The organism is Bradyrhizobium sp. Cp5.3 (genome assembly GCF_000426265.1).
GTDB lineage: Bacteria > Pseudomonadota > Alphaproteobacteria > Rhizobiales > Xanthobacteraceae > Bradyrhizobium > Bradyrhizobium neotropicale.
Window position 1 is genome coordinate 390,590 of the sequence record NZ_AUFA01000001.1, and the last position, 22,793, is coordinate 413,382.

Here is a 22,793-nt window from a genome sequence, read left to right on the forward strand (position 1 = left end):
CATGAGGCCTGCGTGTGAAACTCCGACCGCATCCGATGCCTCCATTTGGCTCACAACCGAGTCAGATTCAAATGACCATGTTGCAACCACGCCACGGCCTTGCACCGCTGAATTCCCATTCTGCGCACGCAACGCGATATGCAGATCCATCAATGTGGACGGGGGTTCACATGAATGGCCTGACATTCAAAGCCGCACGGCTGCCGGCTCGCGCTACAACAACAGCGAGCGAGCCGCGAGCCGATTGCCCAATAGCCCAGTGTCGCCCCGGCGATCTCTACCGCACCTCACCCGTAGACAAACGCCTTGTCATCCAGATCCGTCTTCGGGATCTCGTCCTTTTCGGTCAAGTAGTCCTGGCTGTGCTGCCATTCCGGCTTATCACCGCGCTTGGGCAACAGGGCCATGTTGCGCATCATGTAGCCGGGGTTGAAATTTTCCGGATCGATCCACGGCAGGATCGGCATGTTGTGATCCTCAGGCCGCAGTTGAACCTCGACCTTCTTCGCGCCCTTGTCCTTCATATGGCCGAGCAGACGGCAGACGAAGTCGGCAACGAGATCGACACGCAACGTCCAGCTCGCGCGGAAATAACCGAACACCCAGACCATGTTCGGCACGCCCGTGAACAGCATGCCGCGATAGGTGACGGTGTCGCCGAAGGCGAGCGGCTCGCCGTCGATCTCGAAGGCGATGTCGCCGAGGGCGGCAAGGTTGAAGCCGGTCGCGGTGACGATGACGTCGGCCTCGAGCAGCTTGCCCGACTTGAGCTGGATGCCGTTCTCGACGAAGCATTCGATCTCATCGGTGACGACCGATGCCTTGCCGCTGGCAATGCCCTTGAACAGATCGGCATCGGGCACGAAGGCGATCCGCTGCCGCCACGGCCGATACGATGGCGTGAAGTGCGTCTCGACGTCGTAGTCGGGACCGAGCACCGCGCGGATCTGATCGATCAGCTCCTTCTTCACATGATCGGGCTTGGCCACGCAGAGTTTCGTAAAGGCATCCTGCTCGAACAAGATTTTGCGGCGGACGATCTCGTGGATCCACTCTTCGTCCACCTGAAGCCTGCGCAGCTCCTCGGCGATCTCGATGGCGTTGCGGCCGAGCCGGAAATAGGTCGGCGAGCGCTGCAGCATGGTGACATGCGCGCAGGCGTCGGCGATGTTCGGCACCAGCGTCGCCGCGGTCGCACCCGAGCCGATCACGACCACTTTCTTGCCCTTGAGATCGATGTCGTCCGGCCAGGTCTGCGGATGGACGATGCGACCCTTGAAGCGATCCATGCCCTTCCATTCCGGCGTGTAGCCTTCGGAATGGCGATAATAGCCCTGGCACATCCAGAGGAAGTTGGCAGTGAAGGTCCTTGGCTCGCCGGTATCGGTCGTTACCGCCTCGATGGTCCAGAGATTTTGCTCGCTCGACCAGCTCGCGGAATTGATCTTATGCTTGTAGCGGATATGTCTTGCGAGATCGTTGTCCTCGATCACCTCGTTCATGTAGGCGAGTATCTCTTCGGCGGTCGCGATCGGCGGGCCGACCCAGGGCTTGAAGCGATAGCCGAAGGTGTGAAGGTCGCTGTCGGAGCGGATGCCGGGATAGCGATGCGTGGTCCAGGTGCCGCCGAACGTCGCCTGAGTCTCCAGGATGACGAAGCTGGTGCCGGGAAGCTGCTTGGTGAGGTGATAGGCGCTGCCGATGCCGGAGATGCCGGCGCCGACGATCAGCACGTCGAAATGTTCTGAGGCCTGTTTGGTGGTGGCGTGACTGCGAACAGCGACATTCATTGTTGCTTCTATGCCTTGCTTTGTTCTTGGGTCGTCCTTGACCGGACGGCGCGTTTCCTCCGCGATCGGCATGGTCGCCGATCGCGCTTCCGCTTCAAAATGGCATAGATCAAGTCGCGATCAAATCACAGCATCGCACCCCAGCTCCGCGCGGTCTGCAAGAGCCAGTCGCGATAGAGCGTGAGCGGTGTGACGCCGGTCAGTCCACCGCAGCCGGCGGCGCCATTCGGCCCGGTCGACCAGCTAACGACGCCGACAATCACGGGCCCGTTCGGCTTGTCTTCGAATACGGGGCCGCCGGAATCACCGGTGCAAGCGCCGATTCCGTCGCGAACACCGTTGGTTACGGGATCGACCAGCCGGATCTGGAGCGTTCCCGGCTGCCCTGTTGCAACGAGGCCCGCCACCCGCGTGACACCGCCGCTCTTGCCGTCACCGCGCGTGGTGACACCCATACCGGCGATCGTGAAGCGGCTGCCGACCTGGATCGGAATTTGCGGCGTGCCGACCGGCACCGTCGATTTTCCCTTGAGTGGAATTTCCAGTTGCAGCAACGCAACGTCCGCGGTGGCGCGATGTGCCTGCATCGCCTGCATGTTGAAGTTCGGATGGATCGCGACGATGCGGACGTTCATCAGTTGCGGCTTACCGTCGGCGCCGTAGTCGACGACCTTGTAGTCGGCACCGGGCTGCACGCAGTGCGCCACCGTCAGCACCAGTTTTGGTGCGATCAGGCTGCCGGTGCAGAAATTACCGCGCGAGCCGACGATGGTGACGACGGCACGCGCCACGCCTTCGGCCTGCGGTGTGCCGCCGCCGACGATGGCGTGGGCGGGCGTCGTGAGCAGCAGTGCACCTGCAATGAACGTCGCGAACTTTGTCATGGGAACACGTCTTGTGGGATGGCATTTGGGCGGTCGATCGGCGAAGGCCCGACATGGCTTCGGTCTGGCCCTTGCCGATAGCGCGTGCTAGCCGTCTTGTCAGCTATCTTGGCACGAATTAACGAGGGTGGGACAGTGGCGATCGGGGCGGTGATCTTTGATTTTGGCGGCGTGTTGACGAGCTCGCCATTCGAGGCGTTCACGCGTTTCGAGACCGAACGGGGTCTGCCCGCCGACATCATCCGGCGCACCAATGCCGCCAATCATCTGGAAAATGCCTGGGCCAGGTTCGAGCGCGCCGAGGTCGATGTCGAGACCTTCGATAAGCTGTTCGCCGCGGAATCGCTCGCGCTCGGCGCCGAGGTGCGCGGCCGCGACGTGCTGCCGCTGCTCCAGGGCGATCTGCGCCCCGAGATGGTCGAGGCCTTGAAGCGCATCAAGGCGACGTTCAAGACCGGCTGCATCACCAACAATTTGCCCGCCAACGCGATCGGCAGCCTCACCGGGCGCACGCTCTATGTCGCCGAGGTGATGGCGCTGTTCGATCACGTGATCGAGTCCGCCAAGACTGGTCTGCGCAAGCCCGACCCGCGTATCTACCGGATGATGGTCGAGACGCTGAAGGTGGATCCGAAAACTTGCGTCTATCTCGACGATCTCGGCGTCAACCTCAAGCCCGCGCGCGAGATGGGCATGACCACGATCAAGGTCACCAGCGGCGCGCAGGCCATCGCCGAGCTCGAGGCGGCGACGGGGCTTAGCCTTCGCTAGTCAGGACAAGCGCGACACCGCCAGTCCCTCATCCTGAGGAGCGCGCTCTTGCGCGCGTCTCTAAAGGATAAGGCCCGCTCGTACCCCTCACCCTTCGAGACGCCGCGCAAGCGCGGCTCCTCAGGGTGAGGGATGTAGATGGTCACGCGCTGCTTCACCAAAACTCGTCATTGCGAACGCAGCGAAGCAATCCAGACCGTCTCGGCGGAGGGATTCTGGATTGCTTCGCTGCGCTCGCAATGACGGTGTGGCGCGATATCGCTTTGACGAATTAACTATTCCACCGCAGCCGCGATCCGTTCCGGGAATGCGGCTGCGAGCGAGGCGCGATCCGGCTTCAGCACGCCGCGCTCGGTGATGAGACCGGTGACGAGCCGCGCCGGCGTGACGTCGAAGGCGTAGTTCGCAACCGGCGAACCCTCCGGCACGATGCGCACAGTCTCCAGCCGGCCATCGGCGGTGCGACCGGTCATGTCGGTGACCTCCACCCCGCTGCGCTGCTCGATCGGAATGTCCTTGATACCGTCATTGACGGCGAAGTCGATCGTCGGCGACGGCAGTGCGACATAGAACGGCACGCCGTTGTCGTGGGCGGCGAGCGCCTTGAGGTACGTGCCGATCTTGTTGCAGACATCGCCATTGGCGGCGACACGATCGGTGCCGACGATGGCAAGGTCGACCATGCGGTGTTGCATCAGATGGCCACCGGTGTTGTCGGGGATCACGGTGTGCGGCACGCCGTGATGACCGAGTTCCCAGGCGGTGAGCGAGGCACCCTGGTTGCGCGGGCGGGTCTCGTCGACCCAGACATGGATCTTGATGCCGCGCTCATGCGCGAGGTAGATCGGCGCGGTCGCCGTGCCCCAGTCGACGGTCGCGAGCCAGCCGGCATTGCAATGGGTCAGCACGTTGACCGTCTCGCCCGGCTTCTTCGCCGCGATCGCCTCGATCAGCTGCAGGCCGTTGGCGGCGATGCCGCGGTTGATCTCGACGTCCTGTTCGACGATCTCGTCGGCACGCGCATAGGCGGCCTCGGCCCGTTCCAGAGGATCGATCGGCGCAAGCGTCGCGCGCATCTCGTCCAGCGCCCATTTCAGATTGATCGCAGTCGGCCGCGCCACGATCAGCGTCTCGTAGGCGCGCTTCAGGCCGGCATCGGAGCTGTCCTCGCGCATGGCGAGAGCCATGCCGTAGGCCGCGGTGGCGCCGATCAAGGGCGCGCCGCGCACCAGCATGTCGCGGATGGCGACCGCCGCATCCTCGCACGACGTCAGCCGTGCGATGACGAATTCATGCGGCAGCCTGCGCTGGTCGATCGCGCCGACAGACCAGCCGTCGCGCTCGCGCCAGATGCTGCGAAAATGCTTACCGTCGACCTTCATGGCATTCTGCCTTTCGTCTCAGCCCCGCAGCACGCGCCCCGCCACCGCATCGAGCTTCCGGAGCAGCTCCGGATCGCGGGCCTCGGGCGCCGTGATCAGCGCGGTGTCGAGTGCGCGGTCCGAGCCGATCGGGCACGGCTCATGCTCGCGCGGAAACTCCTTGGCCAACCGCGCCACCAGCGCCTTGGCCTTGTCGGCGTTCGAGGTCAGCATGCGGATGATGTCCTGCACGGTGACGGCATCATGGTCGGGATGCCAGCAATCGAAATCCGTCACCATCGCAACCGTGGCGTAGCAAATCTCCGCCTCGCGGGCGAGCTTCGCCTCGGGCATGTTTGTCATGCCGATCACGGAGTAACCGAGCGTCTTGTAGGTCATGCTTTCCGCAAGGGTCGAGAATTGCGGCCCCTCCATGCAGACATAGGTACCACTGCGGGCGATCGCGATGCCCTCGGCTTCGGCCGCGGCGGCCAGATGAATGCGCAGGCGCGGCGAGACCGGGTGCGCCATCGACACATGCGCGACGCAGCCCCTGCCGAAGAACGAGCTCTCGCGCTTGTAGGTGCGATCGACGAACTGGTCGACGAGAACGAAGGTGCCGGGCGGCAGTTCCTCCTTGAACGAGCCGCAGGCCGACAGCGACACCAGATCCGTGACGCCGGCGCGCTTCAGCACGTCGATATTGGCGCGGTAGTTGATGTCGGAGGGCGACAGCCGGTGGCCCTTGTCATGGCGCGGCAGGAACACGATCGGCAGGCCCGCGATGGTCCCGCGCCGCAACGGCGCCGACGGCTCGCCCCAGGGGCTCTTGATCACCTCTTCGTGTGCACCTTCGAGACCCGGCAGGTCGTAGATGCCGGAGCCGCCGATGATGCCCAATACCGCCTGCGTCATGCCTGCTCCACCCCGTTCGCGATATGCAATCCCGTGGAGAAGCTATGCCAGCTTTGCGGCGGTTTTGGAACGGGGGTTGGGGGAGTGCCGTCAGGAAGACGACACGCGCGCCATAAATTCGATGTCGTCCTGGCGAAAGTCAGGACCCATACCGCGAGCTATCGATTGTGGATGGTCGTAGTCCCGAACGACCAGTCTTCGCCAAACTACTCCTGGGGCAATCGCGACGAGCGCAGGCGCTCGCGCGGGGGTCTTGGCTTTCGCCAGGACGACCCCGAGCGAAGATCGCGCTCCTGGCTCAAGCCGCTGTCGCCGGCTGCAGCTGGATCGCGATCATCCGCTCCAGCGTCTCGACGGATTGGAAATTCTCCGGGGTGATCTCGGACTGCGGGATGGTGAAGTCGAACTCGGCTTCGACGCCGAGCATCAGGTTGACCATGTCCATCGAGGTCAGGCCGACGTCGACGAGCTTTGCCGACGGGGCGACGTCAGCGGAAAGCGAATTCTGTTCGAGGATGGCCTTCACCAGCTTGATGATGCGATTGCGCACGTCGGTATCGAAGGCCTGCATCGGCAAATTCCCATCTGTCTATCAAGGTCGGACCGGACTGCCGGCTACGATGGGCAGGGGCGGCCGATCCCGCAATGGGCGTGACCATTACTTCGCGTTTCTTAGTAAACGATGACTCAGATTGTCCAAAAATCAGGCCGCTTCCAGAGTCCTAACGCGTTGGCCGAAATCTCGGTGATGCGAACAACCGGACTTTAACTGTCCGTTCGGAATTGGGGTTCGTTTACCCTCTATTTCATCGACGAATTTGAATTAAATCCGTAGCCTCACATCACAAGCAAAGATTGTCGGATGATCGCTGGCTGCATCGCAAATGATGGCGGGTGATCTCGAACGGCGAAATGGAGAGGCGGACGAGCATGAACGTGCGTGAAGCGGTCCTTCAGTCTATCGACGACGCGCAAGCAAGCTTTCTCGAACAGGGCCCCTCGCTGGTCGAGCGCGCGGCCAAGACCGCCGCGGCAGCCGCCGCTGACGCCGAGGGCGTCGATCGCGACGCCCGCTTCCCCTACAAGGCTTTTGAAATTGCGCGCGAGCAGAAGCTGCTCGGCGTCATGATCCCCGTCGAGTACGGCGGATTTGGTGCCTCGATCTACGATGTCACCGATATTTGTTACACGCTCGGGCGCGCCTGCGCCTCGACCGCGATGATCTATGCGATGCACCAGACCAAGGTCGCCTGCGTCGTCAGGCACGGCCACGGTATCCCCTGGATGGAAACCATGATGCGCCGGGTCGCCCGCGACCAGTGGCTGCTCGCCTCCTCCACCACCGAAGGCCAGAATGGCGGCAATATCCGCGCCAGCGCGGCCGCCGTCGACCACGCCGGCGATACCGTCTCGCTCGTGCGCGACGCCACCGTGATCTCCTACGGCGCCGAGGCCGACGGCCTCGTCACCATCGCCCGCCGCGCCACCGAGGCCGCCGCATCCGACCAGGTGCTGCTGGCGCTCGCCAAGGACGACTATTCGCTGAAGCGGACGCTGGGCTGGGAAACGCTCGGCATGCGCGGCACCTGCTCGACCGGCTTCGAGCTGAAGGTGGACTGCCCCAGCGACCGCGTTTTTCCCGAATCCTATGACAAGATTCACGCTCAGACCATGACGCCATTCGCGCATCTGTGCTGGTCGTCGGCCTGGGCCGGCATCGCGGCCGCAGCCGTGACGCGCGCACAAGCCTTCGTCCGCAAGGCGGCGCGCGGCGCGGGCGGGCAGATGCCTCCCGCCGCAGCGCACTTCACCGCCGCGAAAATGTCGCTCGCCAAGCTGCGCGCGCTGATCGCTTCCAATGTCGACGCCTTCGCCCGCGCCGAGCATGACGAGCGCGCGCTGAGCTCGCTCGACTTCCAGTCGTCGATCACGCTCCTGAAGGTCCAGGCTTCCGAGCTCGCGGTCGAGACCGTGATGCATGCGATGCGCACCACGGGCCTCTCGGGCTATCGCAACGACGGCGAGTTCACCATGGGCCGTCACCTGCGCGACGTGCTGTCGTCGCCGATCATGATCAACAACGACCGCATCCTCGCCAATGCCGCGACATCGACGCTGATGAGCGGCGTGCCGGCAAGCCTTAGGGACTAACAAGCCTTCGCGACCAACAAAAACAATTTGAGATAGCAGGACTCGCATCCATGAATATTGCCGTTCTCCCCAATTCCCCTGAGACTGCGCCGCAGATCGCCGATCCGCTCGATCACCTCGCCGACACCCTGTTCCACCGCATGGGCTCGGATGGCGTCTACGCCCGCACCGCGCTCTATGAGGGCGTCGTCGAGCGGCTCGCCACGCTGATCACGAACCATCGCGAGGCCGGCACCGAGGTGATGCGCTTCCCGCCGGTGATGAGCCGCGCCCAGCTCGAGAAGTCCGGCTATCTCAAGAGCTTTCCGAACCTGCTCGGCTGCGTCTGCGGCCTGCACGGCACCGAGCGCGAGATCAACGCCGCGGTGAGCCGCTTCGATGCCGGCGGTGACTGGACCACCTCGCTCTCCCCGGCCGACCTCGTGCTGTCGCCGGCCGCCTGCTATCCCGTCTATCCGATCGCGGCGAGCCGCGGCCAGCTGCCGAAGGGCGGCCTGCGCTTCGACGTCGCCGCCGACTGCTTCCGCCGCGAGCCATCGAAGCATCTCGACCGGCTGCAATCGTTCCGGATGCGCGAATATGTCTGCATCGGCACGCCCGATGACGTCGCCGATTTCCGCGAGCGCTGGATGGTGCGCGCGCAGGCGATCGCCTGCGACCTCGGCCTGACCTTCCGCGTCGACTATGCCAGCGATCCCTTCTTCGGCCGCGTCGGCCAGATGAAGGCGGTGAGCCAGAAGCAGCAGCAGCTCAAGTTCGAGCTCCTGATTCCGCTGCGTTCGGAAGAACAGCCGACCGCGTGCATGAGCTTCAACTATCATCGGGAGCATTTCGGCACCACCTGGGGCATCCAGGACGCCAATGGCGAACCCGCCCACACCGGCTGCGTCGCCTTCGGCATGGACCGGCTCGCGGTCGCCATGTTCCACACCCATGGCACCGATCTCTCCGCCTGGCCCACCAAGGTGCGGAACATCATGGGCATGCAGCCGCACGTTCCGGCCGATGCCCATGGCGAGGGTTGGCGCTAAAGCAACGAGGCTTACCATTTCCACGGGCAAGACGAGCGTGATCCACACCAAGGTCCGATGCCGCGAGATCACTGAGTCCGACGTCGAGGCGATTGCGGACTTGCTGACGCGCGGCTTTGTCGGCCGCTCGCGCAACTATTGGATCCAGGGCCTGCGCCGGCAGGCCTTCCGCCCTGTGCCGGAGGGCTATCCGCGCTTCGGCTACATGCTCGACGACAACGGCACACCCGTCGGGGTGCTGTTGCTGATCTACACCGCGCGGAAGATCGGCGAGGAGACCGCCATCCAGTGCAATCTCTCGAGCTGGTATGTCGACCCCGCGTATCGCAACTACGCGCCGCTGCTGACCAAGATCGCGCAGCGGCACAAGGACGTGACCTATCTCAACATCAGTCCGGCGGTGTGGACCTGGCCGATCATCGAGACGCAGGGATTCCGTGCCTATTCCGGCGGCATGTTCTTCTCCGTCCCGGCACTGACGCGCCCGCCGCGATGGAGCAAGATCGAGGTCATTTCGCCACACGCCAAGCAGATCGAGGGGCTGTCCGAAGACGAGACCGAACTGTTGAGGCGGCACGCGCGCTACAACTGCCTCAGCGTGGTCTGCCGCACGCCGCAGGGCACCTTCCCGTTCATCCTGCAGGCGGTGCGGATCCGCCGCGGCTTCGTCGCGCCACCGGCGATGCGGCTGATCTACTGCAGGGACACCGCAGAATACGTCACCTGTGCCGGCCGTATCGGCCGGCTGTTGCTGCGGCTCGGCAAGATCTCGGTGATCGTCGATTCCAATGGCCCGATTCGCGGCCTCGTCGGTATCTACAGCGACCGGCGCGGCCGCAAATATTTCAAGGGTCCGCACCGGCCGCAACTCGCCGATCTCACGGACACGGAACTCGTGCTGTACGGTCCGTGAGGCGGGCGGCCAGCACAAGGTGGGCCGCTTGCTCCTCGTTTCTCCGCCGTCATACTGGGCGTCGCCCCAACCTCGTCATTGCGAGCGCAGCGAAGCAATCCAGAGTGTCTCCGCGAAAAGATTCTGGATTGCTTCGCTGCGCTCGCAATGACGGAGTATATGGCACCTACGCCGCCAGCTTCATCGCATGCGCAAAGTCCCAGTAGAGCTTGCGCGCCTTGGTGTAGAACGGGCCCGGCTTCAGCTCGCGGTCATCGATGCGGGTGACGGGAGCGACCTTGGCGAAATTGCCGGTCGAGAAGATCTCGTCGGCGGTGACGAAATCGGAATAGCGCAGCGTCTTCTCGACCACGGTGACGCCGTCGGCGCGGAGGAGGCTGATGACGCGCTGCCGCGTGATGCCGTTCAGGAACGTGCCGTTCGGCACCGGCGTATAGACCACGCCGTCCTTCGCCATGAACACGTTCGAATTGCCGAACTCCGCGACGTTGCCGAGCATGTCCAGCATCAGCGCGTTCTGGAAGCCGCGCGAGGCAGCTTCCGCCAGCGCGCGCGAATTGTTCGGATAGAGACAGGCAGCTTTCGCCTCGACCGGAGCGCATTCCGCGGTCGGCCTGCGGAACGGCGACAGCGTGATGGCGTTGCCGACGGGTTTCGGCATCGGCGCCTCGTAGATGCACAGGCACCAATTGGTGGTCTCGGGGTCGAACAGCACACCGCCGCCGCTTCCGTTCTGCGCCCAGTACATCGGACGGATATAGAGCTCGGCATTCGGCGCAAAGCGCGCCAGCCCGTCGCGCGCGAGCGCGAGCCAGGTGTCGGTGTCGACCACCGGCTTCAGGCCGAAATTGATCGCGGATTGATTGGCGCGGGCGACGTGGCGGTCGAGGTCCGGCGCGACGCCTTCGAATGCGCGCGCGCCGTCGAATACGACCGAGCCGAGCCAGGCGCCATGCGTGCGCGGGCCCATGATCGGCACGTTGCCGTCATGCCATGCGCCCTCGAAGAAGGTCCAGCTCGGCGAATATTCGATGGGCTTCTTGATCTCGGCCATGACCGGCCTCCCCTGGCGTGATGCCGCATTCGGCGCCACTATTGTCCCCAATTCCTAAATGATTTGCTGCGGGGAACTGCACCCTCCGCTGGAGGCTAAACAGCGACGCCAACCAGCATCGAATACTGGAACAAACCGGCTATAGTGCGGCTACGTTACGGAGTGTCCCATGCCGCTTGATCCGCTCGCAAAGCGTTTGTTGACCATGATGGCCGCGGCCGCGCCGCAGGCGCGAAGCCGGCCGAGCGTCGAGGCACGGCGGCAGTCGCTGGCGAAGCTGATGCAGTTTGCGCGCGCCGAGGCGCCGGATGTGACGGCCTCCGACGGAACGCTGCCCGGTCCTGCCGGGAGCCTCCCCTATCGCCTCTACACGCCCGCGAGCGCGGGTGAGCGCGCGCCTGGGTTTGTCTTCTTCCATGGCGGCGGGCTGGTCGCCGGAAGCATTTCGACGCACGACCGCATTGCCGCGGCGCTCGCCCACGCCACCGGCTGCCGGCTGGTCTCGACCGACTACCGGCTCGCGCCCGAGCATAAATTCCCTGCCGCCGTTGATGACGCCATCGCCGCGACCGAATGGGTCGCGCGGGAAGCGCCGGCGCTCGGCATCGATGCCGAACGGCTCGTGGTCGGCGGCGATTCCGCGGGCGCCACACTCGCAGCGATCGTATGCCAGGAGGCGCTGCAGAACGCAGGTCTCGCGATCGTCGCGCAGTGCCTGATCTGCCCGGTGCTGGATTTCGAGGAGACCTCGCCTTCGCGCGAGGCCTTTGCCGAGGGACATCTGATCGATCGCGTCACGATCGAAGCCGACCTCGCCGACTATCTTCCCGACGGCATCAACGCCGCCGATCCCCGCATCTCGCCGCTGCGCGCGACGCGGCTCGCCGGACTGCCGACAGCGATCATCCACACCGCCGAGTTCGACCCGATGCGCGACGAAGGCAATGCCTATGCACGCAAGCTGCTCGCCGCGGGCGTTGTGGTCGAACATGTCTGCCATGACGGCATGGTTCACAATTTCCATGCCATGGGCGCGATCCTGCCGCAGGCGCAGCTCGTGCTGTCGCAGATCGGCGAGCAGGTGCGCCGGGCGGTTGGAGGGTAAGGCGCATCTTACCCTCTCGCTCGCCGCGAAGCGGCGAGACGGGTGAGGGGTCTCTCTCCGCGAACTCACGTCGCCGTATGGATAGATACCCCTCATCCGGCGCTTCGCGCCACCTTCTCCCACAAGGGGAGAAGGGAAAGCAGCGCACCACGCGACGCCAACCCTGCACACAATTCACTAACCCAATTTGTCTCAAATTTTAGCCAATTCGCCAATAACCGTTAGGGTTACTTCATCGATCTCTAGGCGAATTATTGCCCGCTTTACCACCCGCCTCTAACACGAGGACGGCGGCCAACGCACATCGCTTTTCAGGCCAATAAGTGCGGCCCGCCCCACTCGGAGGTGGACGATGCGCAACGAGACGATCGCTATTCACGCCGGCTATGAACCCGAAGCGACCACGCACGCAGTCGCGGTGCCGATCTACCAGACCGCAGCCTATGCCTTCGACAGCGCCGATCATGGCGCAGCGCTCTTCAATCTCGAGGCCGAGGGCTTTCGTTACAGCCGCATCGCCAATCCGACGAGCGCCGTGCTGGAGAAACGCATCAGCCAGCTCGAAGGCGGCGTCGGCGCGCTCGCGGTCGCGACCGGCCAGGCCGCGCTGCATTTCGCTTTCGTCAACGTCGCCGATCACGGCGGCAACGTCGTTTCGGTGCCGCAGCTCTATGGCACCACGCACACCCTGCTCTCCCATATCCTTCCACGCCAGGGCATCACCGGCCGCTTCGCCGAGAGCGACAAGCCCGAGGCGATCGAAAAGCTGATCGACGAAAACACCCGCGCGGTGTTCGCCGAGACGATCGGCAATCCCGCCGGCAATGTCTGCGACATCGAGGCCCTCGCCAGAATCGCGCATGCGCATGGTGTGCCGCTGATCGTCGACAATACGGTCGCGACCCCGATCCTGCTCAAGCCGTTCGACTACGGCGCCGACATCGCCGTGCATTCGCTGACCAAGTTTCTGGGCGGTCACGGTACTACGCTGGGCGGCGCCATCGTCGATTCCGGAAACTTCCCGTGGGCCAAGCACGCAGATCGCTTCCCGGCCTACAACAAGCCGGACGCCTCCTACCATGGCCTCGTCTATGCCGAGCGATTCGGCCGGACCGCCTATATCGAGCGCGCACGCAGCGTCTATCAGCGCACCATGGGCTCGGTGCTGTCGCCGTTCAACGCCTTCCTGCTGCTCCAGGGCATCGAGACCGTGGCGCTGCGCATGGAGCGCCACGTCGCGAATGCGCGCAAGGTCGCCGAATTCCTGCGCGGCGATCCGCGCGTAGCCTGGGTCAACTACACCGGCTTCCCGGACAGCCCCTATTACCCGCTGGTCCAGAAATATCTGAACGGCGACGCCTCCTCGCTGTTCACCTTCGGCATCAAGGGCGGCATGGAAGCCGGCAAGACCTTCTACGATGCACTGAAGCTGATCACGCGCCTCGTCAATATCGGTGACGCCAAGTCGCTAGCCTGCCATCCGGCCTCGACCACGCATCGGCAGATGTCGGCCGAGCAGCAGCGCGCCGCCGGCGTGCTGCCGGAGACGATCCGCCTCTCGATCGGCATCGAGCATTCCGCAGATATCATCGAGGACATCGATCAGGCGCTGGATAAAGCCTGCCCGTCGGCGCGTCTTCAGGCCGCGGAGTAGGCGACGACGCCGATGAGCATCTTGATCGAGAGAGATCAGGGTGTGCCGAGCCCGGCGCTGGTGCCGGCGCAGGAGGATTTCGCGCACGAGCGCGGCGGCGCCGAGCTCACCATCGGGCTGATCAACAACATGCCCGACCCGGCGCTGAAGGCGACCGAGCGGCAGTTCATGAAGCTGCTGCAGGCCGCGGCCGGCCCGCGCCGCATCCGCTTCCATTGCTTTTCGCTGCCCTCGGTCAAGCGCTCGCCGGAAGCGAGGTGGCATGTCGAGAGCGAATATTCCGATCTCTCCGATCTCAAGCGTCAGAGATTCGACGGGCTGATCGTGACCGGCGCCGAGCCGGTTGCGCCCGAGCTCGACCAGGAGCCCTACTGGCGCGATCTCACCGAGCTGATCGACTGGGCCAAGGTCAACACGCGCTCGGCGATCTGGTCGTGCCTCGCCGCGCATGCGGCGGTGCTGCATCTCGATCGCATCGCGCGGCGGCGGCTACCCGCCAAGTGTCATGGCATCTTCAACTGCGAGGCGATCGCGAGCGACCCGCTGACGCGAGCGGCGCCCGCGCCGCTCAAGGTTTCGCATTCGCGTCTCAACGAGGTCGCCGAAAGCGATCTCACCCAGGCCGGCTACCAGGTGCTGACGCGGTCGGCTCAAGCCGGCGTCGACATCTTCGTCCGGCAATATGCCAGCCGATTCGTTTTCTTCCAGGGCCATCCCGAATATGACGCCCTGTCGCTGCAGCGCGAATACCTGCGCGACATCGGTCGCTATCTCGCGCGCGAGCGCGAGAACTATCCGGCCGTGCCGGTGAGCTATTTCGACGCAGCGACGGAGGAGAAACTCGCGCGCTTCGAGAAGAAAGCGCGGCAGCAGTGCCACCCGGCGCTGGCAAGCGAGTTGCCCGCACTGACTTTGCGCACCAATATTGCAGCCGGAAGCGCCGCCGCGGCGCTGTTCCGGAATTGGCTGAGCTATCTCGCCGCGGATGCGGAAGCCGCGCTGATTGCGCGCTAGGCGAAGACCGCACGTCTTATGTTAGGATTAATCAGGCGTTAACCTTGCCTCGGACGATGAGCGGATGGTTCAGTCGACGAGGTCGGGGCAAACAGGGAATGCGGTCGTGTGGTCGGCGGTCAACGGACGCGTGAGCAATCGGCTGGCCCGGCATTTTCGCGCGGCGCCGCACCGGCTGACGACCCATGCCCCGATGGTGAGCTTCACATTCGATGACGCGCCCGACAGCGCAGCTAGCCTCGGCGCATCGCTCCTGGAAGATCATGGCGGGCGCGGCACGTTCTACCTCGCCGGCAGCCTGATCGACCGGCCGTCGGACCACTGGCACGCGCTGTCGAACGAAGCCATCGTGCGACTGCACCAGGCCGGACACGAGATCGCGTGCCATACCTTCTCGCACCTGCCCGCGGTCGATCTCGACGAGACCGCCATGGCGCGTGAGATCGAGCGGAATCGCCGCTACTTCATGGGCGTCGATCCCGAGATCAAGCTGGAGAATTTCGCTTACCCCTATGGGCTCGCCTCGGTCTGGCGCAAGCCGCAGCTCGCGAGAAACTTCCGCTCCGCGCGCGGCATTCTTCCCGGCGTCAACCGCGACGTGATCGACCTCCAGTTCCTGCGCGCCTCGCCCCTGATCGATTGTGAGATCCACACGGGCGGCATCGACCGCTATTTCGACGTGGCGCTCGACAGCGGCGGCTGGCTGATCTTCTACGGCCACGATGTCGTCGACCAGCCGAGCCCCTATGGCTGCTCGCCGCCGCTGCTGCGCCACGCGTTGAAGGCGGCGCAATCGCGCGGCATGCCGATCGTGACGATCGCCGAGGCCCTGCGCCGGATCGGCGCGTAGGCAATTTCTTTTGCCTGCCTGAAGCCTTGCCATAGATTCGTCGAGGAGATCGATCAGGCAGGCTCGGCCCCGCCTCAAAGGATTTCCCATGCCTCTCGATCGTCGTTCCGTGCTGGCCTCGCTGTGCTGGATGGCCGCCGGCCCAGCGCTTGCCGCAGACGCACCGCCTGAGCTCGCAAGCTACGAGCGCGAGAGCGGCGGGCGGATCGGCGTCTATGCCGAAAACCTCGCCACCGGCGCCAAGCTGGCCTGGCGCGCCGACGAGCGCTTTGTCATGTGCTCGACCTTCAAGGCCTCGCTCGCGGCTTGCGTGCTGGCGCGGGTCGATCGCGGCGAGGAGCAGCTCAGCGCCATGATCCCCTACAGCCAGGCCGACCTGCTCGAGTACGCGCCGGTCGCCCGGCAAAATCTCGCAGCCGGCACCATGTCGGTTGCCGACATGTGCAAGGCGATCGTCGAGCTCAGCGACAACACCTGCGCTAATCTATTGCTGGCGCGGGTCGGCGGGCCCGCCGCGCTCACCGCATTCTGGCGCACGATCGGCGACACCACCTCACGGCTCGACCACAACGAGCCCGAGCTCAACCGCTCCCCGCCCGGCGATCCCCATGACACCACCACGCCCGCCGCGATGGCGGGCAATCTGCGCCGGCTGGTGCTGGGCGAAAGCCTGTCACCGGCATCGCGCGGCCAGCTCACCGACTGGATGGTGAACTGCAAAACCGGCGCCAACCGGCTGCGTGGCGGGCTGCCCGGGACGTGGAAGATCGGCGACAAGACCGGGAACAACGGCAAGGACGCATCGGGCGACCTCGCGCTTGTCTGGCCGAGCCCAGACAAGCCGCTCGTGATCGCGGCCTACACCCAGGGCGGCACACCGTCTCCCGCACAGATCGAGGCGGTTTTCGCGCGCATCGGACGGATGGTTGCCGAGCGGCTGGCCTGATCCCAGCGCATTGACCTCGCGGCCGCTTCCGGGCGAAGACAGGCCATGATCGCAGCGCAGTTTCAGACCTTTCTCATCCTGCTCGCCGTGCTGGCGGGCACGGCACTCGCCGCACGCCGTTTCAACATCGCGCCGGCCATTCTCCTGATGCTGGCCGGCGTCGGCCTTGCCTTCGTGCCCGGTATGCCGCCGATCGAGCTGCCACCGGAACTGGTGCTCTTGATGGTGCTGCCGCCGCTGATCTATTCGGCGAGCGTCGCGATGAGCTGGCGCGAGTTCAAAAAGAATCTTCGCCCGATCGTGCTGCTCGCGGTGGGCGCGGTGATCTTCACCGCGGCAATGGTGGCAACCGCCACCCACTACCTGATCGGCCTGCCATGGACCATCGGCTTCCTGCTCGGCGCCATCGTCGCGCCGCCCGACGTGGTAGCGCCGCTCGCGATCGCGCGCCGGCTGAACATGCCGCGCCGGATTCTGGTCGTGCTCGAGGGTGAAGGACTCGCCAACGACGCCACAGCGCTGATCCTCTATCGCTTCGCGCTCGCCGCGATCATGGTCGGGCATTTTTCGCTGCCGCTCGCGGCCGGCGAGTTTTCTCTCATCGTCGCCGGCGAGATCGCCTTCGGCATCGGTGTCGGCTGGCTCTCCCTGCGTTTCCGCAAGTGGTCCAGAGACCCACAGGTCGAGCTCACGCTGTCGCTGATCACGCCTTATGTCTCCTACTGGCTGCCCGAACACGTCGGCGGCTCCGGCGTGATCGCTACGGTGGCCTGCGGCCTGTATGTGAGCTGGAACGGCCCGCTGCTGATCTCCTCGACGACGCGTCTGCAAGGCATATTCTTCTGGGATCTCATCATCTATCTGATCGAGGGCGTTCTGTTCCTGCTCACCGGCTTCCAGATGCGCGCACTCTATGAGAAGTCGAAGGCATTCCCGCTCGACGAGATCATGATCGCGACCGCTGTGGTGGTTGTGATCGTCGTCATCGCGCGTTTTGCCTGGCTCTTTCCCGCGACCTATCTGCCGCGGATCCTGAGCCGGTCGCTGCGCGCGCGCGATCCGTCGCCGCCCTGGCAATGGGCGTTCACCCTCGCCTTCACCGGCGTGCGCGGCGCGGTCTCGCTCGCGGCGGCGCTGGCGCTGCCGTTCACGCTGCCGGGCGGCGAGGCCTTTCCGTTCCGCGATCTGATCCTGTTCGTCGCCTTTGGCGTCATCTTCATCACGCTGGTCGGCATCGGCCTCGGGCTGCCCGCGGTGGTGCGATGGCTCGGCATCGCCGATGCCGGACGCAGCGAGCACATCGCCGAGCACGAGGCCGAGATAGCGGCACGGCGCCAGGCGCTCGATGCCGCCCTGCAATCACTGGACGCGCTGACGACGGAGAAGGAGGTGTCGGAGGAAGTGATGCGGCTCCTGCGCGCGCGCCACGAGATCCGAGTCAATCAGCTCCCGGACTCGCTCGATCCCGCCCACCACGATGTCTCCGCGGCCGGCACCGCACTGACCCGCGAGTTGATCGTCGCCGAGCGCAAGTTCATCCACGACCTCCTGCGCGACGGCCGGATCACCGACGAGACACGCCGCCGGATCGAGCGCGATCTCGACCTGGAGGAGGCGAGCCTGGCGAACAGGGAGTATCGGGGGGCGCCGCTGTAGGCAAGGGCGATGGTTGGGCCGCCGCCTACCGCTTCTCGCAGAACTCCCCCATCGCCGCTGCCACGGCTCCCGCGATCAGCTCCTGCCGCTCGGGCGAGTTCATCGCCATCTCCTCGTCGCGGTTGATGATGGAGCCGGCCTCGAGCAGCACCGCGGCGCTTCGGGTCTGGGCGAGCACGATGAGGGCGTCATAGCGGTAGACGCCGACGTCCTTGTCGAGCAGTTGGCGGCGATAGCGTCCCATCACCGGCAGGCTGTATTGGCTCGCATATTGCAGACCACGGCTCTTCAGCTCCTTGCCCATAAGTCGGGCGAACGCCAGGCTGGCGGCAAACCTCGGATTGCGCTCCGACACGAACACTGAATGGCCACTGAAGCGATCGCTGAACCAGCTCCTGGCGCCTTCGAACTCCCACTCTTCGAGCAGCTTGTCCGGCACCGAGTCGTGATGGATCGACAGGACGAGATCGGCATGCGCGGCGTTCGCCGCGGCAACCCGCTTGAACAGGCTCGCTTTCGCCTTGCCATCCGTGACGAGGACCCGGGTCGCGGCAAACCCCTCGGACTTCAATCTCTCACCGATCAGCTTCGCCAAATGGAAGTTGAAGCCGAATTCGGTATCGTTGCGCGCGCTGGTCGCACCGAACGACTCCGGCGTATGTCCGACATCCAGGATGATCCGGAATTTGCGCGGCTCGCATTTCCCCGGCGCTGGCGCCTTTGGCCTGGCTTTGGTGACCTTCCGCGCATGCGCGGCGTGGCCGCGGTCGGTCGGCGAGAACACCAGCGCGACAAGCAAAACGACGATGGCTGCGACGATGCCCCGCAACGACAAGTCCTACTCCGCCGCTGCTATCCGCGGCCGGCCGACGAAACCCGCGATATCGCCAAAGCGTTCCAGCATCACCGCAGGCAGGTCCTTGGCCTTGCTGGTGACGCAGGCGCCGGAGCGCACCGCGTAGCGATCCTGATGCGCGACCTGCGGCGGCGCCTCGCCCTGCTGCAGCGCGCGCGCCAGATCCATCACGGTCTTGCGGAAATGCATGATGCCGAGATCGGTCGGGCCGAGATGCTCGCGCGTGCGATCGGCGATCGGGCCCTGGCTGTCCTGCACGGCGGCGTCCTGCTCGGACACGCCCTTGATGCCGGTGTAGCTTTTGGTCTTCTGGAGCCTGCGGTCGATCAGATAGTCGTTGCCCTTGTGACGCAGCGGCACGTAATTGTCGTCGACCTCCGCAATCACGCCATGGCCGCGGTCATAGGCCTCGCGTTCGGCTTGCGTCAGCGGCCGCTCCGGATTCCAGGCATAGGTGTAGATCCAGCAATTGGTATCTGTCACCGGCACGAAGGTCTGACCAAAGATGTTTTCGCCCGGCATCGCGCTCGGCGCGTAGGCGTGGAACGGCATCAGGAACTGCGCGATGCGCCAGTAGATATTGTCGCCGCCGGTGAGCCGACCGCCGGCAATCGTCAACCCAGCATCGTGCGGACTGACCTTGATCACCGGGCGTGGATCCTCTGCGATCCAGCGCATGTGATCGGTGTTCATGCGCACAAGTGGATTCACAAAGTGCTTCTTGATGTCCAAGATCTCGTCCTCCTCCTTGTCGAAGGAGAGATGCGCGAAGGTGAAATGCGCGGTATCGATCGAACCCTCCAGCGCCTGCACCCAGTTGCAGTCCTGCCATTTCTTGCTGACGTAGCGGTGGGAGGCCGGCAGCAGCGCCATTTCGAGGTCAGGCAGCTCGGACATGACCTCCAAGGGACCCATATAGGCCCAGATCATCTCGCCCCATTCGCGCACCGGATAGGATTTGATGCGGATGAGGTCCTTGGCGCTGAGATCGGGATAGGAGGTCGGCATGTCGACGCAGCGACCGTCGGTGTCGAACTTCCAGCCGTGATAGACGCAGCGGATGCCGCATTCCTCGTTGCGCCCGAGCCAGAGATTGGCACCGCGATGCGGGCAGTACTGGTCGATGACGCCGACGACGCCGCGCGAGTCACGGAAGGCGAGCAGCTCCTCGCCGAGAACGATGATCTTTTTCGGCTCGCCGTCGGGCTCGGGGAGCTCCTCGGACAGCAGGACGGGAATCCAGAAGCGTCGCAAGAGTTCGCCCATGCCCGTTCCGGCACCCGACTCGGTCAGGAATGTGTTGTCCTCGGCGCGGAGCATAGCGAATCCTCCGGGATTATTTTTGATTTTCCCGGAGCTTGGCGTAGCGGATGCGAGACGTCAATGGATTGCCGGCGCGGCCCGCCGCCCGCCTGACCCGGATCTGTGCGCGATTTCTGCGCCAACCGCACTCGCTCAGGAGGGTTCAGAGCAAGCCAATCCTCCAGCTCACGGTTTCACGTAGGTCCATCCCTTTTCCTGCAGCTCCATCACGCGCACGACGCCCGATTTCACGACCTCGGCCTGCTTGATGATCGGTATGGACTTGTTCTCGGCCTTCTGCATCTTCTCCTGGGTGTTGCCGCAGGCCTTGAACGACACTTCGGGCGCGCTGAGGGCCATCTCCTCGATGCGAGCCTTCACCGGCGAGGTATCGTCGCGGAGCATGTGCAGGCCCGGGCCGAACGTGACCACCTCGATCTTCACCTTTTCGCCAAGGCCTTTGTAGTATTCGGCCACGTTCGTCGCGTTGTTGAGCGAGAGATTCATGGCGGCAGGATCGTTGGTATTCACCTGTAGGATCAGATGATGTTCCTTCTCCTTCGGCGCCGCCGGACTGTGCATGCGCGCAAATGCAGCACGCTTGCGTATCTCGGCCGCGGCTCGCGGCTTTTCGGCTTTCCGAACCTCGCCCGCCCGGTAAGTCGCGGGCTGCTCGTTCGCCGTCCAGTATTTATGCTGCGCCACCGTGCATGACGTGGACGCCAGAAAAGCGACGGCACCCATCGCAATCAATTTCGTAACAGATCCAAAACTACACATTGCACTTCTCCATTCCTGAAAAATAAGAACACCATTCTCAATTGCCCGGCCTTGCGACAGCGAGCGGCCATTTGCAGATCGCGGCCATCCTCGCGCGCATCGCATCCAGCCCCGCGAGGGAGAATCTTGCGTCATGGGCGGCCCCGGTGCGGGGCGCGAGGTGGACAGCAAGGTCCGCGTTGTCCGGAAGCGACTGCAACAAGCGGACAACATCGCCTGCGACTGCAACGCCGGAGCCTAATGCCGGCACGGCTGCCGCAACCTGCACCGGCTGACCGTCGTTGACGCGATAGGAAATCACATAGTCGTCGCCCCGGCCGGAGATGCCGGGCGCCGTGAGAGACAGTTCGGTCCGCCCGCCGCGACACCGGATCGACAGCTTCATGGATGATTCGACCGAACCGGCGCGCGGCGATGTCGTCGCGGTCGCGATCGGCGAATAGTCGACGGGAGACGTCGTCTGGCTGATCGTCCAATTATCCGCTCTCGACGCTTCGCGACGGGACGGCGCCGCCGCCTGCGACAGTTTGTCGAGGCACTCCAGACGCGCCTCGCGTTCCAACTGGGAACAGGCACGAAGCTGTGCCATCGGGTCTTCCGTCCCTTGCGCCAGGGCAATGCCGTTGATGGCGGCGATTGCAACGAGGAGCGGGGCGGCGAGCCTGGTCATTGCGATGCCTGTGTCGTGCGCGGCTGACGATCGATCCACGCCTGCGCGGCAGGAAAGCGCGTGAGACCGGGCACCGTCGCGCCGAGGTTGATCGACTTCCACTTCGCATCGAAGCCCGGCCCCTGCAGCTTGTCGATACGCGAGAACAGATGATCGACGAAGCGTGCAACCCGGTCGAAACGATTCGTGTTGGCCGGCCAATTGAAGGCAACGAGAGCGGTCGGCACGGCTATCGTCGCCACGCGATCACCTTGTTTGATCAGATTTGGGTAATCGGCCGCATCGAGAGCTGCGGGAAGATAATAGTCCTCGAACTTGCTCTCATACGGCACGGGCAGGAACTTGAAGCCCGGTTCAAAGCGGCCTTTCACAAATGCATCGACCGGCTTCGAGGTAATGAAGACGACGGCCGCCATCTCGCCTTTGCGCATCTGCTCGAGTGCGATCTGATGCGGAATGAACGTCTTCTCGATATCGATGCCGAGGCGACTGAAGATCAGCGGCCCTGAATAGGCCGCGGCCGTACCCTGGCTGTTGAAGTTCACCTTCTTGCCGGCGAGGTCGCCCAGACTCTGAATCTCCGGCCGGACGAAGATATGCAGTTCAGACGGGAACAAATTCAACACATAGGCAATCCGTTGCTGGATGTCCGGCACCTGGCTCTTGTATTCCTCGAGCGCGTCGGAATTGATGATCGCCGCGTCGATGCCGCGCAAATACAGCAGCGAGTTCAGATTTTCCGTGGCCCCCCGCGTCACCACCGGCAGAACGTGCAAATTGTCGCCATCATCGACCACGCGGGCAATCTCCGCGGCCAGGCGGATCGGCGCGCCCTCGAGAAGACCGCCGGCGAGGCCCACGGTCCAGGCGTTCATTGCCTGTATTTCGGGCTTGATCCGGGGTGGTTCAGCCCGGATCAGGCGAGCCTTGTGAGGCTGAACGTGCTGCGGCCGCGCATCCGCCGGGGACGGCTGAAAGGCCAGGAGCAACGGCACCAGGGCCGCAAGCAACAACAGCGGACGCAATCCGATAGACCTTTTCATCGACCAGCTCCTTTGCACAACACCCCTTCGGCGCGTTCGTCCTTGCC

The 22,793-nt window shown here is 64.3% G+C and carries 21 protein-coding genes; 10 read left to right on the forward strand and 11 right to left on the reverse strand.

All coding sequences use genetic code 11. The features are described from left to right. Nucleotides 1–287: 287 nt before the first annotated feature. Nucleotides 288–1,790 (reverse strand): NAD(P)/FAD-dependent oxidoreductase, encoded by a 1,503-nt coding sequence (locus K289_RS0101810; RefSeq protein WP_027549887.1) that lies wholly within the window; start codon nt 1,788–1,790, stop codon nt 288–290. Between the two features lie 125 nt (nt 1,791–1,915). Further along, nucleotides 1,916–2,674, reverse strand: coding sequence for a trypsin-like serine protease (locus K289_RS0101815; RefSeq protein WP_027549888.1), 759 nt, complete (start codon nt 2,672–2,674; stop codon nt 1,916–1,918). 135 nt (nt 2,675–2,809) lie between these two features. Here K289_RS0101815 and K289_RS0101820 point away from each other — a divergent pair, with 135 nt between their 5' ends. After that, nucleotides 2,810–3,445 (forward strand): HAD-IA family hydrolase, encoded by a 636-nt coding sequence (locus K289_RS0101820; protein ID WP_027549889.1) that lies wholly within the window; start codon nt 2,810–2,812, stop codon nt 3,443–3,445. A gap of 275 nt (nt 3,446–3,720) precedes the next feature. On the opposite strand, the gene mtnA is transcribed toward K289_RS0101820, so the two are convergent. The 3 genes from mtnA to K289_RS0101840 form a co-directional block, all read right to left on the reverse strand. Further along, the gene (gene mtnA, locus K289_RS0101830) at nt 3,721–4,827 is read right to left on the reverse strand and encodes an S-methyl-5-thioribose-1-phosphate isomerase (RefSeq protein WP_027549890.1); all 1,107 of its coding nucleotides are present in this window, start codon (nt 4,825–4,827) and stop codon (nt 3,721–3,723) included. Nucleotides 4,828–4,845: 18 nt separating this feature from the next. Further along, nucleotides 4,846–5,721, reverse strand: coding sequence for an S-methyl-5'-thioadenosine phosphorylase (locus K289_RS0101835; protein WP_027549891.1), 876 nt, complete (start codon nt 5,719–5,721; stop codon nt 4,846–4,848). Nucleotides 5,722–6,019: 298 nt separating this feature from the next. Continuing rightward, complete coding sequence (locus tag K289_RS0101840) at nt 6,020–6,292, reverse strand: phosphopantetheine-binding protein (RefSeq protein WP_027549892.1); 273 nt, start codon at nt 6,290–6,292, stop codon at nt 6,020–6,022. A 359-nt stretch (nt 6,293–6,651) separates the two neighbouring features. On the opposite strand from K289_RS0101840, the gene K289_RS0101845 reads away from it, so the two are divergent. From K289_RS0101845 to K289_RS0101855, 3 genes are read left to right on the forward strand one after another with little or no spacing between them, the layout of a single operon-like run. Beyond that, nucleotides 6,652–7,872, forward strand: a complete 1,221-nt coding sequence (locus K289_RS0101845) for an acyl-CoA dehydrogenase family protein (protein WP_027549893.1) — start codon at nt 6,652–6,654, stop codon at nt 7,870–7,872. A gap of 50 nt (nt 7,873–7,922) precedes the next feature. Continuing rightward, nucleotides 7,923–8,903 carry an amino acid--[acyl-carrier-protein] ligase gene (locus K289_RS0101850; protein WP_027549894.1) on the forward strand — a complete coding sequence of 327 codons (981 nt, stop codon included), beginning with the start codon at nt 7,923–7,925 and terminating at the stop codon, nt 8,901–8,903. A 37-nt stretch (nt 8,904–8,940) separates the two neighbouring features. After that, nucleotides 8,941–9,816, forward strand: coding sequence for a hypothetical protein (locus K289_RS0101855; RefSeq protein WP_027549895.1), 876 nt, complete (start codon nt 8,941–8,943; stop codon nt 9,814–9,816). Between the two features lie 166 nt (nt 9,817–9,982). On the opposite strand, the gene K289_RS0101860 is transcribed toward K289_RS0101855, so the two are convergent. Beyond that, nucleotides 9,983–10,870 (reverse strand): branched-chain amino acid aminotransferase, encoded by an 888-nt coding sequence (locus K289_RS0101860; protein ID WP_027549896.1) that lies wholly within the window; start codon nt 10,868–10,870, stop codon nt 9,983–9,985. A gap of 169 nt (nt 10,871–11,039) precedes the next feature. On the opposite strand from K289_RS0101860, the gene K289_RS0101865 reads away from it, so the two are divergent. From K289_RS0101865 to K289_RS0101890, 6 genes are all read left to right on the forward strand, one after another. Next, on the forward strand, nt 11,040–11,975 hold the full coding sequence (locus tag K289_RS0101865) for an alpha/beta hydrolase (RefSeq protein WP_027549897.1): 936 nt from the start codon (nt 11,040–11,042) through the stop codon (nt 11,973–11,975). Between the two features lie 352 nt (nt 11,976–12,327). Further along, the gene (locus K289_RS0101870; RefSeq protein WP_027549898.1) at nt 12,328–13,629 is read left to right on the forward strand and encodes an O-acetylhomoserine aminocarboxypropyltransferase/cysteine synthase family protein; all 1,302 of its coding nucleotides are present in this window, start codon (nt 12,328–12,330) and stop codon (nt 13,627–13,629) included. A gap of 12 nt (nt 13,630–13,641) precedes the next feature. Continuing rightward, complete coding sequence (locus K289_RS0101875) at nt 13,642–14,643, forward strand: homoserine O-succinyltransferase (RefSeq protein WP_027549899.1); 1,002 nt, start codon at nt 13,642–13,644, stop codon at nt 14,641–14,643. Between the two features lie 106 nt (nt 14,644–14,749). Beyond that, entirely contained in the window at nt 14,750–15,493 is a 744-nt protein-coding gene (locus K289_RS0101880; protein ID WP_027549900.1) for a polysaccharide deacetylase family protein, read from the forward strand. Between the two features lie 88 nt (nt 15,494–15,581). Next, nucleotides 15,582–16,439, forward strand: a complete 858-nt coding sequence (gene bla / locus K289_RS0101885; protein WP_027549901.1) for a class A beta-lactamase — start codon at nt 15,582–15,584, stop codon at nt 16,437–16,439. Between the two features lie 45 nt (nt 16,440–16,484). Further along, nucleotides 16,485–18,095, forward strand: coding sequence for a Na+/H+ antiporter (locus tag K289_RS0101890; protein ID WP_156917755.1), 1,611 nt, complete (start codon nt 16,485–16,487; stop codon nt 18,093–18,095). A gap of 25 nt (nt 18,096–18,120) precedes the next feature. On the opposite strand, the gene K289_RS0101895 is transcribed toward K289_RS0101890, so the two are convergent. The 5 genes from K289_RS0101895 to K289_RS0101915 all read right to left on the reverse strand — a co-directional run bounded on the left by K289_RS0101895 (nt 18,121) and on the right by K289_RS0101915 (nt 22,746). Next, nucleotides 18,121–18,930 carry an N-acetylmuramoyl-L-alanine amidase gene (locus tag K289_RS0101895; RefSeq protein ID WP_027549903.1) on the reverse strand — a complete coding sequence of 270 codons (810 nt, stop codon included), beginning with the start codon at nt 18,928–18,930 and terminating at the stop codon, nt 18,121–18,123. 3 nt (nt 18,931–18,933) lie between these two features. Then, nucleotides 18,934–20,271 (reverse strand): Rieske 2Fe-2S domain-containing protein, encoded by a 1,338-nt coding sequence (locus tag K289_RS0101900; protein ID WP_027549904.1) that lies wholly within the window; start codon nt 20,269–20,271, stop codon nt 18,934–18,936. A gap of 168 nt (nt 20,272–20,439) precedes the next feature. Beyond that, nucleotides 20,440–21,033, reverse strand: a complete 594-nt coding sequence (locus K289_RS0101905; protein ID WP_027549905.1) for a DsrE family protein — start codon at nt 21,031–21,033, stop codon at nt 20,440–20,442. Nucleotides 21,034–21,070: 37 nt separating this feature from the next. Continuing rightward, on the reverse strand, nt 21,071–21,703 hold the full coding sequence (locus tag K289_RS0101910; RefSeq protein ID WP_027549906.1) for a hypothetical protein: 633 nt from the start codon (nt 21,701–21,703) through the stop codon (nt 21,071–21,073). After that, nucleotides 21,700–22,746: a TAXI family TRAP transporter solute-binding subunit gene (locus tag K289_RS0101915; protein ID WP_027549907.1), complete on the reverse strand. Its 1,047-nt coding sequence runs from the start codon at nt 22,744–22,746 to the stop codon at nt 21,700–21,702. Before K289_RS0101915 ends, K289_RS0101910 begins: the two co-directional genes overlap by 4 nt. Between the last annotated feature and the right edge of the window lie 47 nt (nt 22,747–22,793).

Coding starts and splice junctions, on each gene's coding strand:
- K289_RS0101810 (WP_027549887.1), bottom strand. CDS start 1,790: ATGAATGTCGCTGTTCGCAGTCACGCCACCACCAAACAGGCCTCAGAA.
- K289_RS0101815 (WP_027549888.1), bottom strand. CDS start 2,674: ATGACAAAGTTCGCGACGTTCATTGCAGGTGCACTGCTGCTCACGACG.
- mtnA (WP_027549890.1), bottom strand. CDS start 4,827: ATGAAGGTCGACGGTAAGCATTTTCGCAGCATCTGGCGCGAGCGCGAC.
- K289_RS0101835 (WP_027549891.1), bottom strand. CDS start 5,721: ATGACGCAGGCGGTATTGGGCATCATCGGCGGCTCCGGCATCTACGAC.
- K289_RS0101840 (WP_027549892.1), bottom strand. CDS start 6,292: ATGCAGGCCTTCGATACCGACGTGCGCAATCGCATCATCAAGCTGGTG.
- K289_RS0101845 (WP_027549893.1), top strand. CDS start 6,652: ATGAACGTGCGTGAAGCGGTCCTTCAGTCTATCGACGACGCGCAAGCA.
- K289_RS0101850 (WP_027549894.1), top strand. CDS start 7,923: ATGAATATTGCCGTTCTCCCCAATTCCCCTGAGACTGCGCCGCAGATC.
- K289_RS0101860 (WP_027549896.1), bottom strand. CDS start 10,870: ATGGCCGAGATCAAGAAGCCCATCGAATATTCGCCGAGCTGGACCTTC.
- K289_RS0101865 (WP_027549897.1), top strand. CDS start 11,040: ATGCCGCTTGATCCGCTCGCAAAGCGTTTGTTGACCATGATGGCCGCG.
- K289_RS0101870 (WP_027549898.1), top strand. CDS start 12,328: ATGCGCAACGAGACGATCGCTATTCACGCCGGCTATGAACCCGAAGCG.
- K289_RS0101875 (WP_027549899.1), top strand. CDS start 13,642: ATGAGCATCTTGATCGAGAGAGATCAGGGTGTGCCGAGCCCGGCGCTG.
- bla (WP_027549901.1), top strand. CDS start 15,582: ATGCCTCTCGATCGTCGTTCCGTGCTGGCCTCGCTGTGCTGGATGGCC.
- K289_RS0101890 (WP_156917755.1), top strand. CDS start 16,485: ATGATCGCAGCGCAGTTTCAGACCTTTCTCATCCTGCTCGCCGTGCTG.
- K289_RS0101900 (WP_027549904.1), bottom strand. CDS start 20,271: ATGCTCCGCGCCGAGGACAACACATTCCTGACCGAGTCGGGTGCCGGA.
- K289_RS0101905 (WP_027549905.1), bottom strand. CDS start 21,033: ATGTGTAGTTTTGGATCTGTTACGAAATTGATTGCGATGGGTGCCGTC.
- K289_RS0101910 (WP_027549906.1), bottom strand. CDS start 21,703: ATGACCAGGCTCGCCGCCCCGCTCCTCGTTGCAATCGCCGCCATCAAC.
- K289_RS0101915 (WP_027549907.1), bottom strand. CDS start 22,746: ATGAAAAGGTCTATCGGATTGCGTCCGCTGTTGTTGCTTGCGGCCCTG.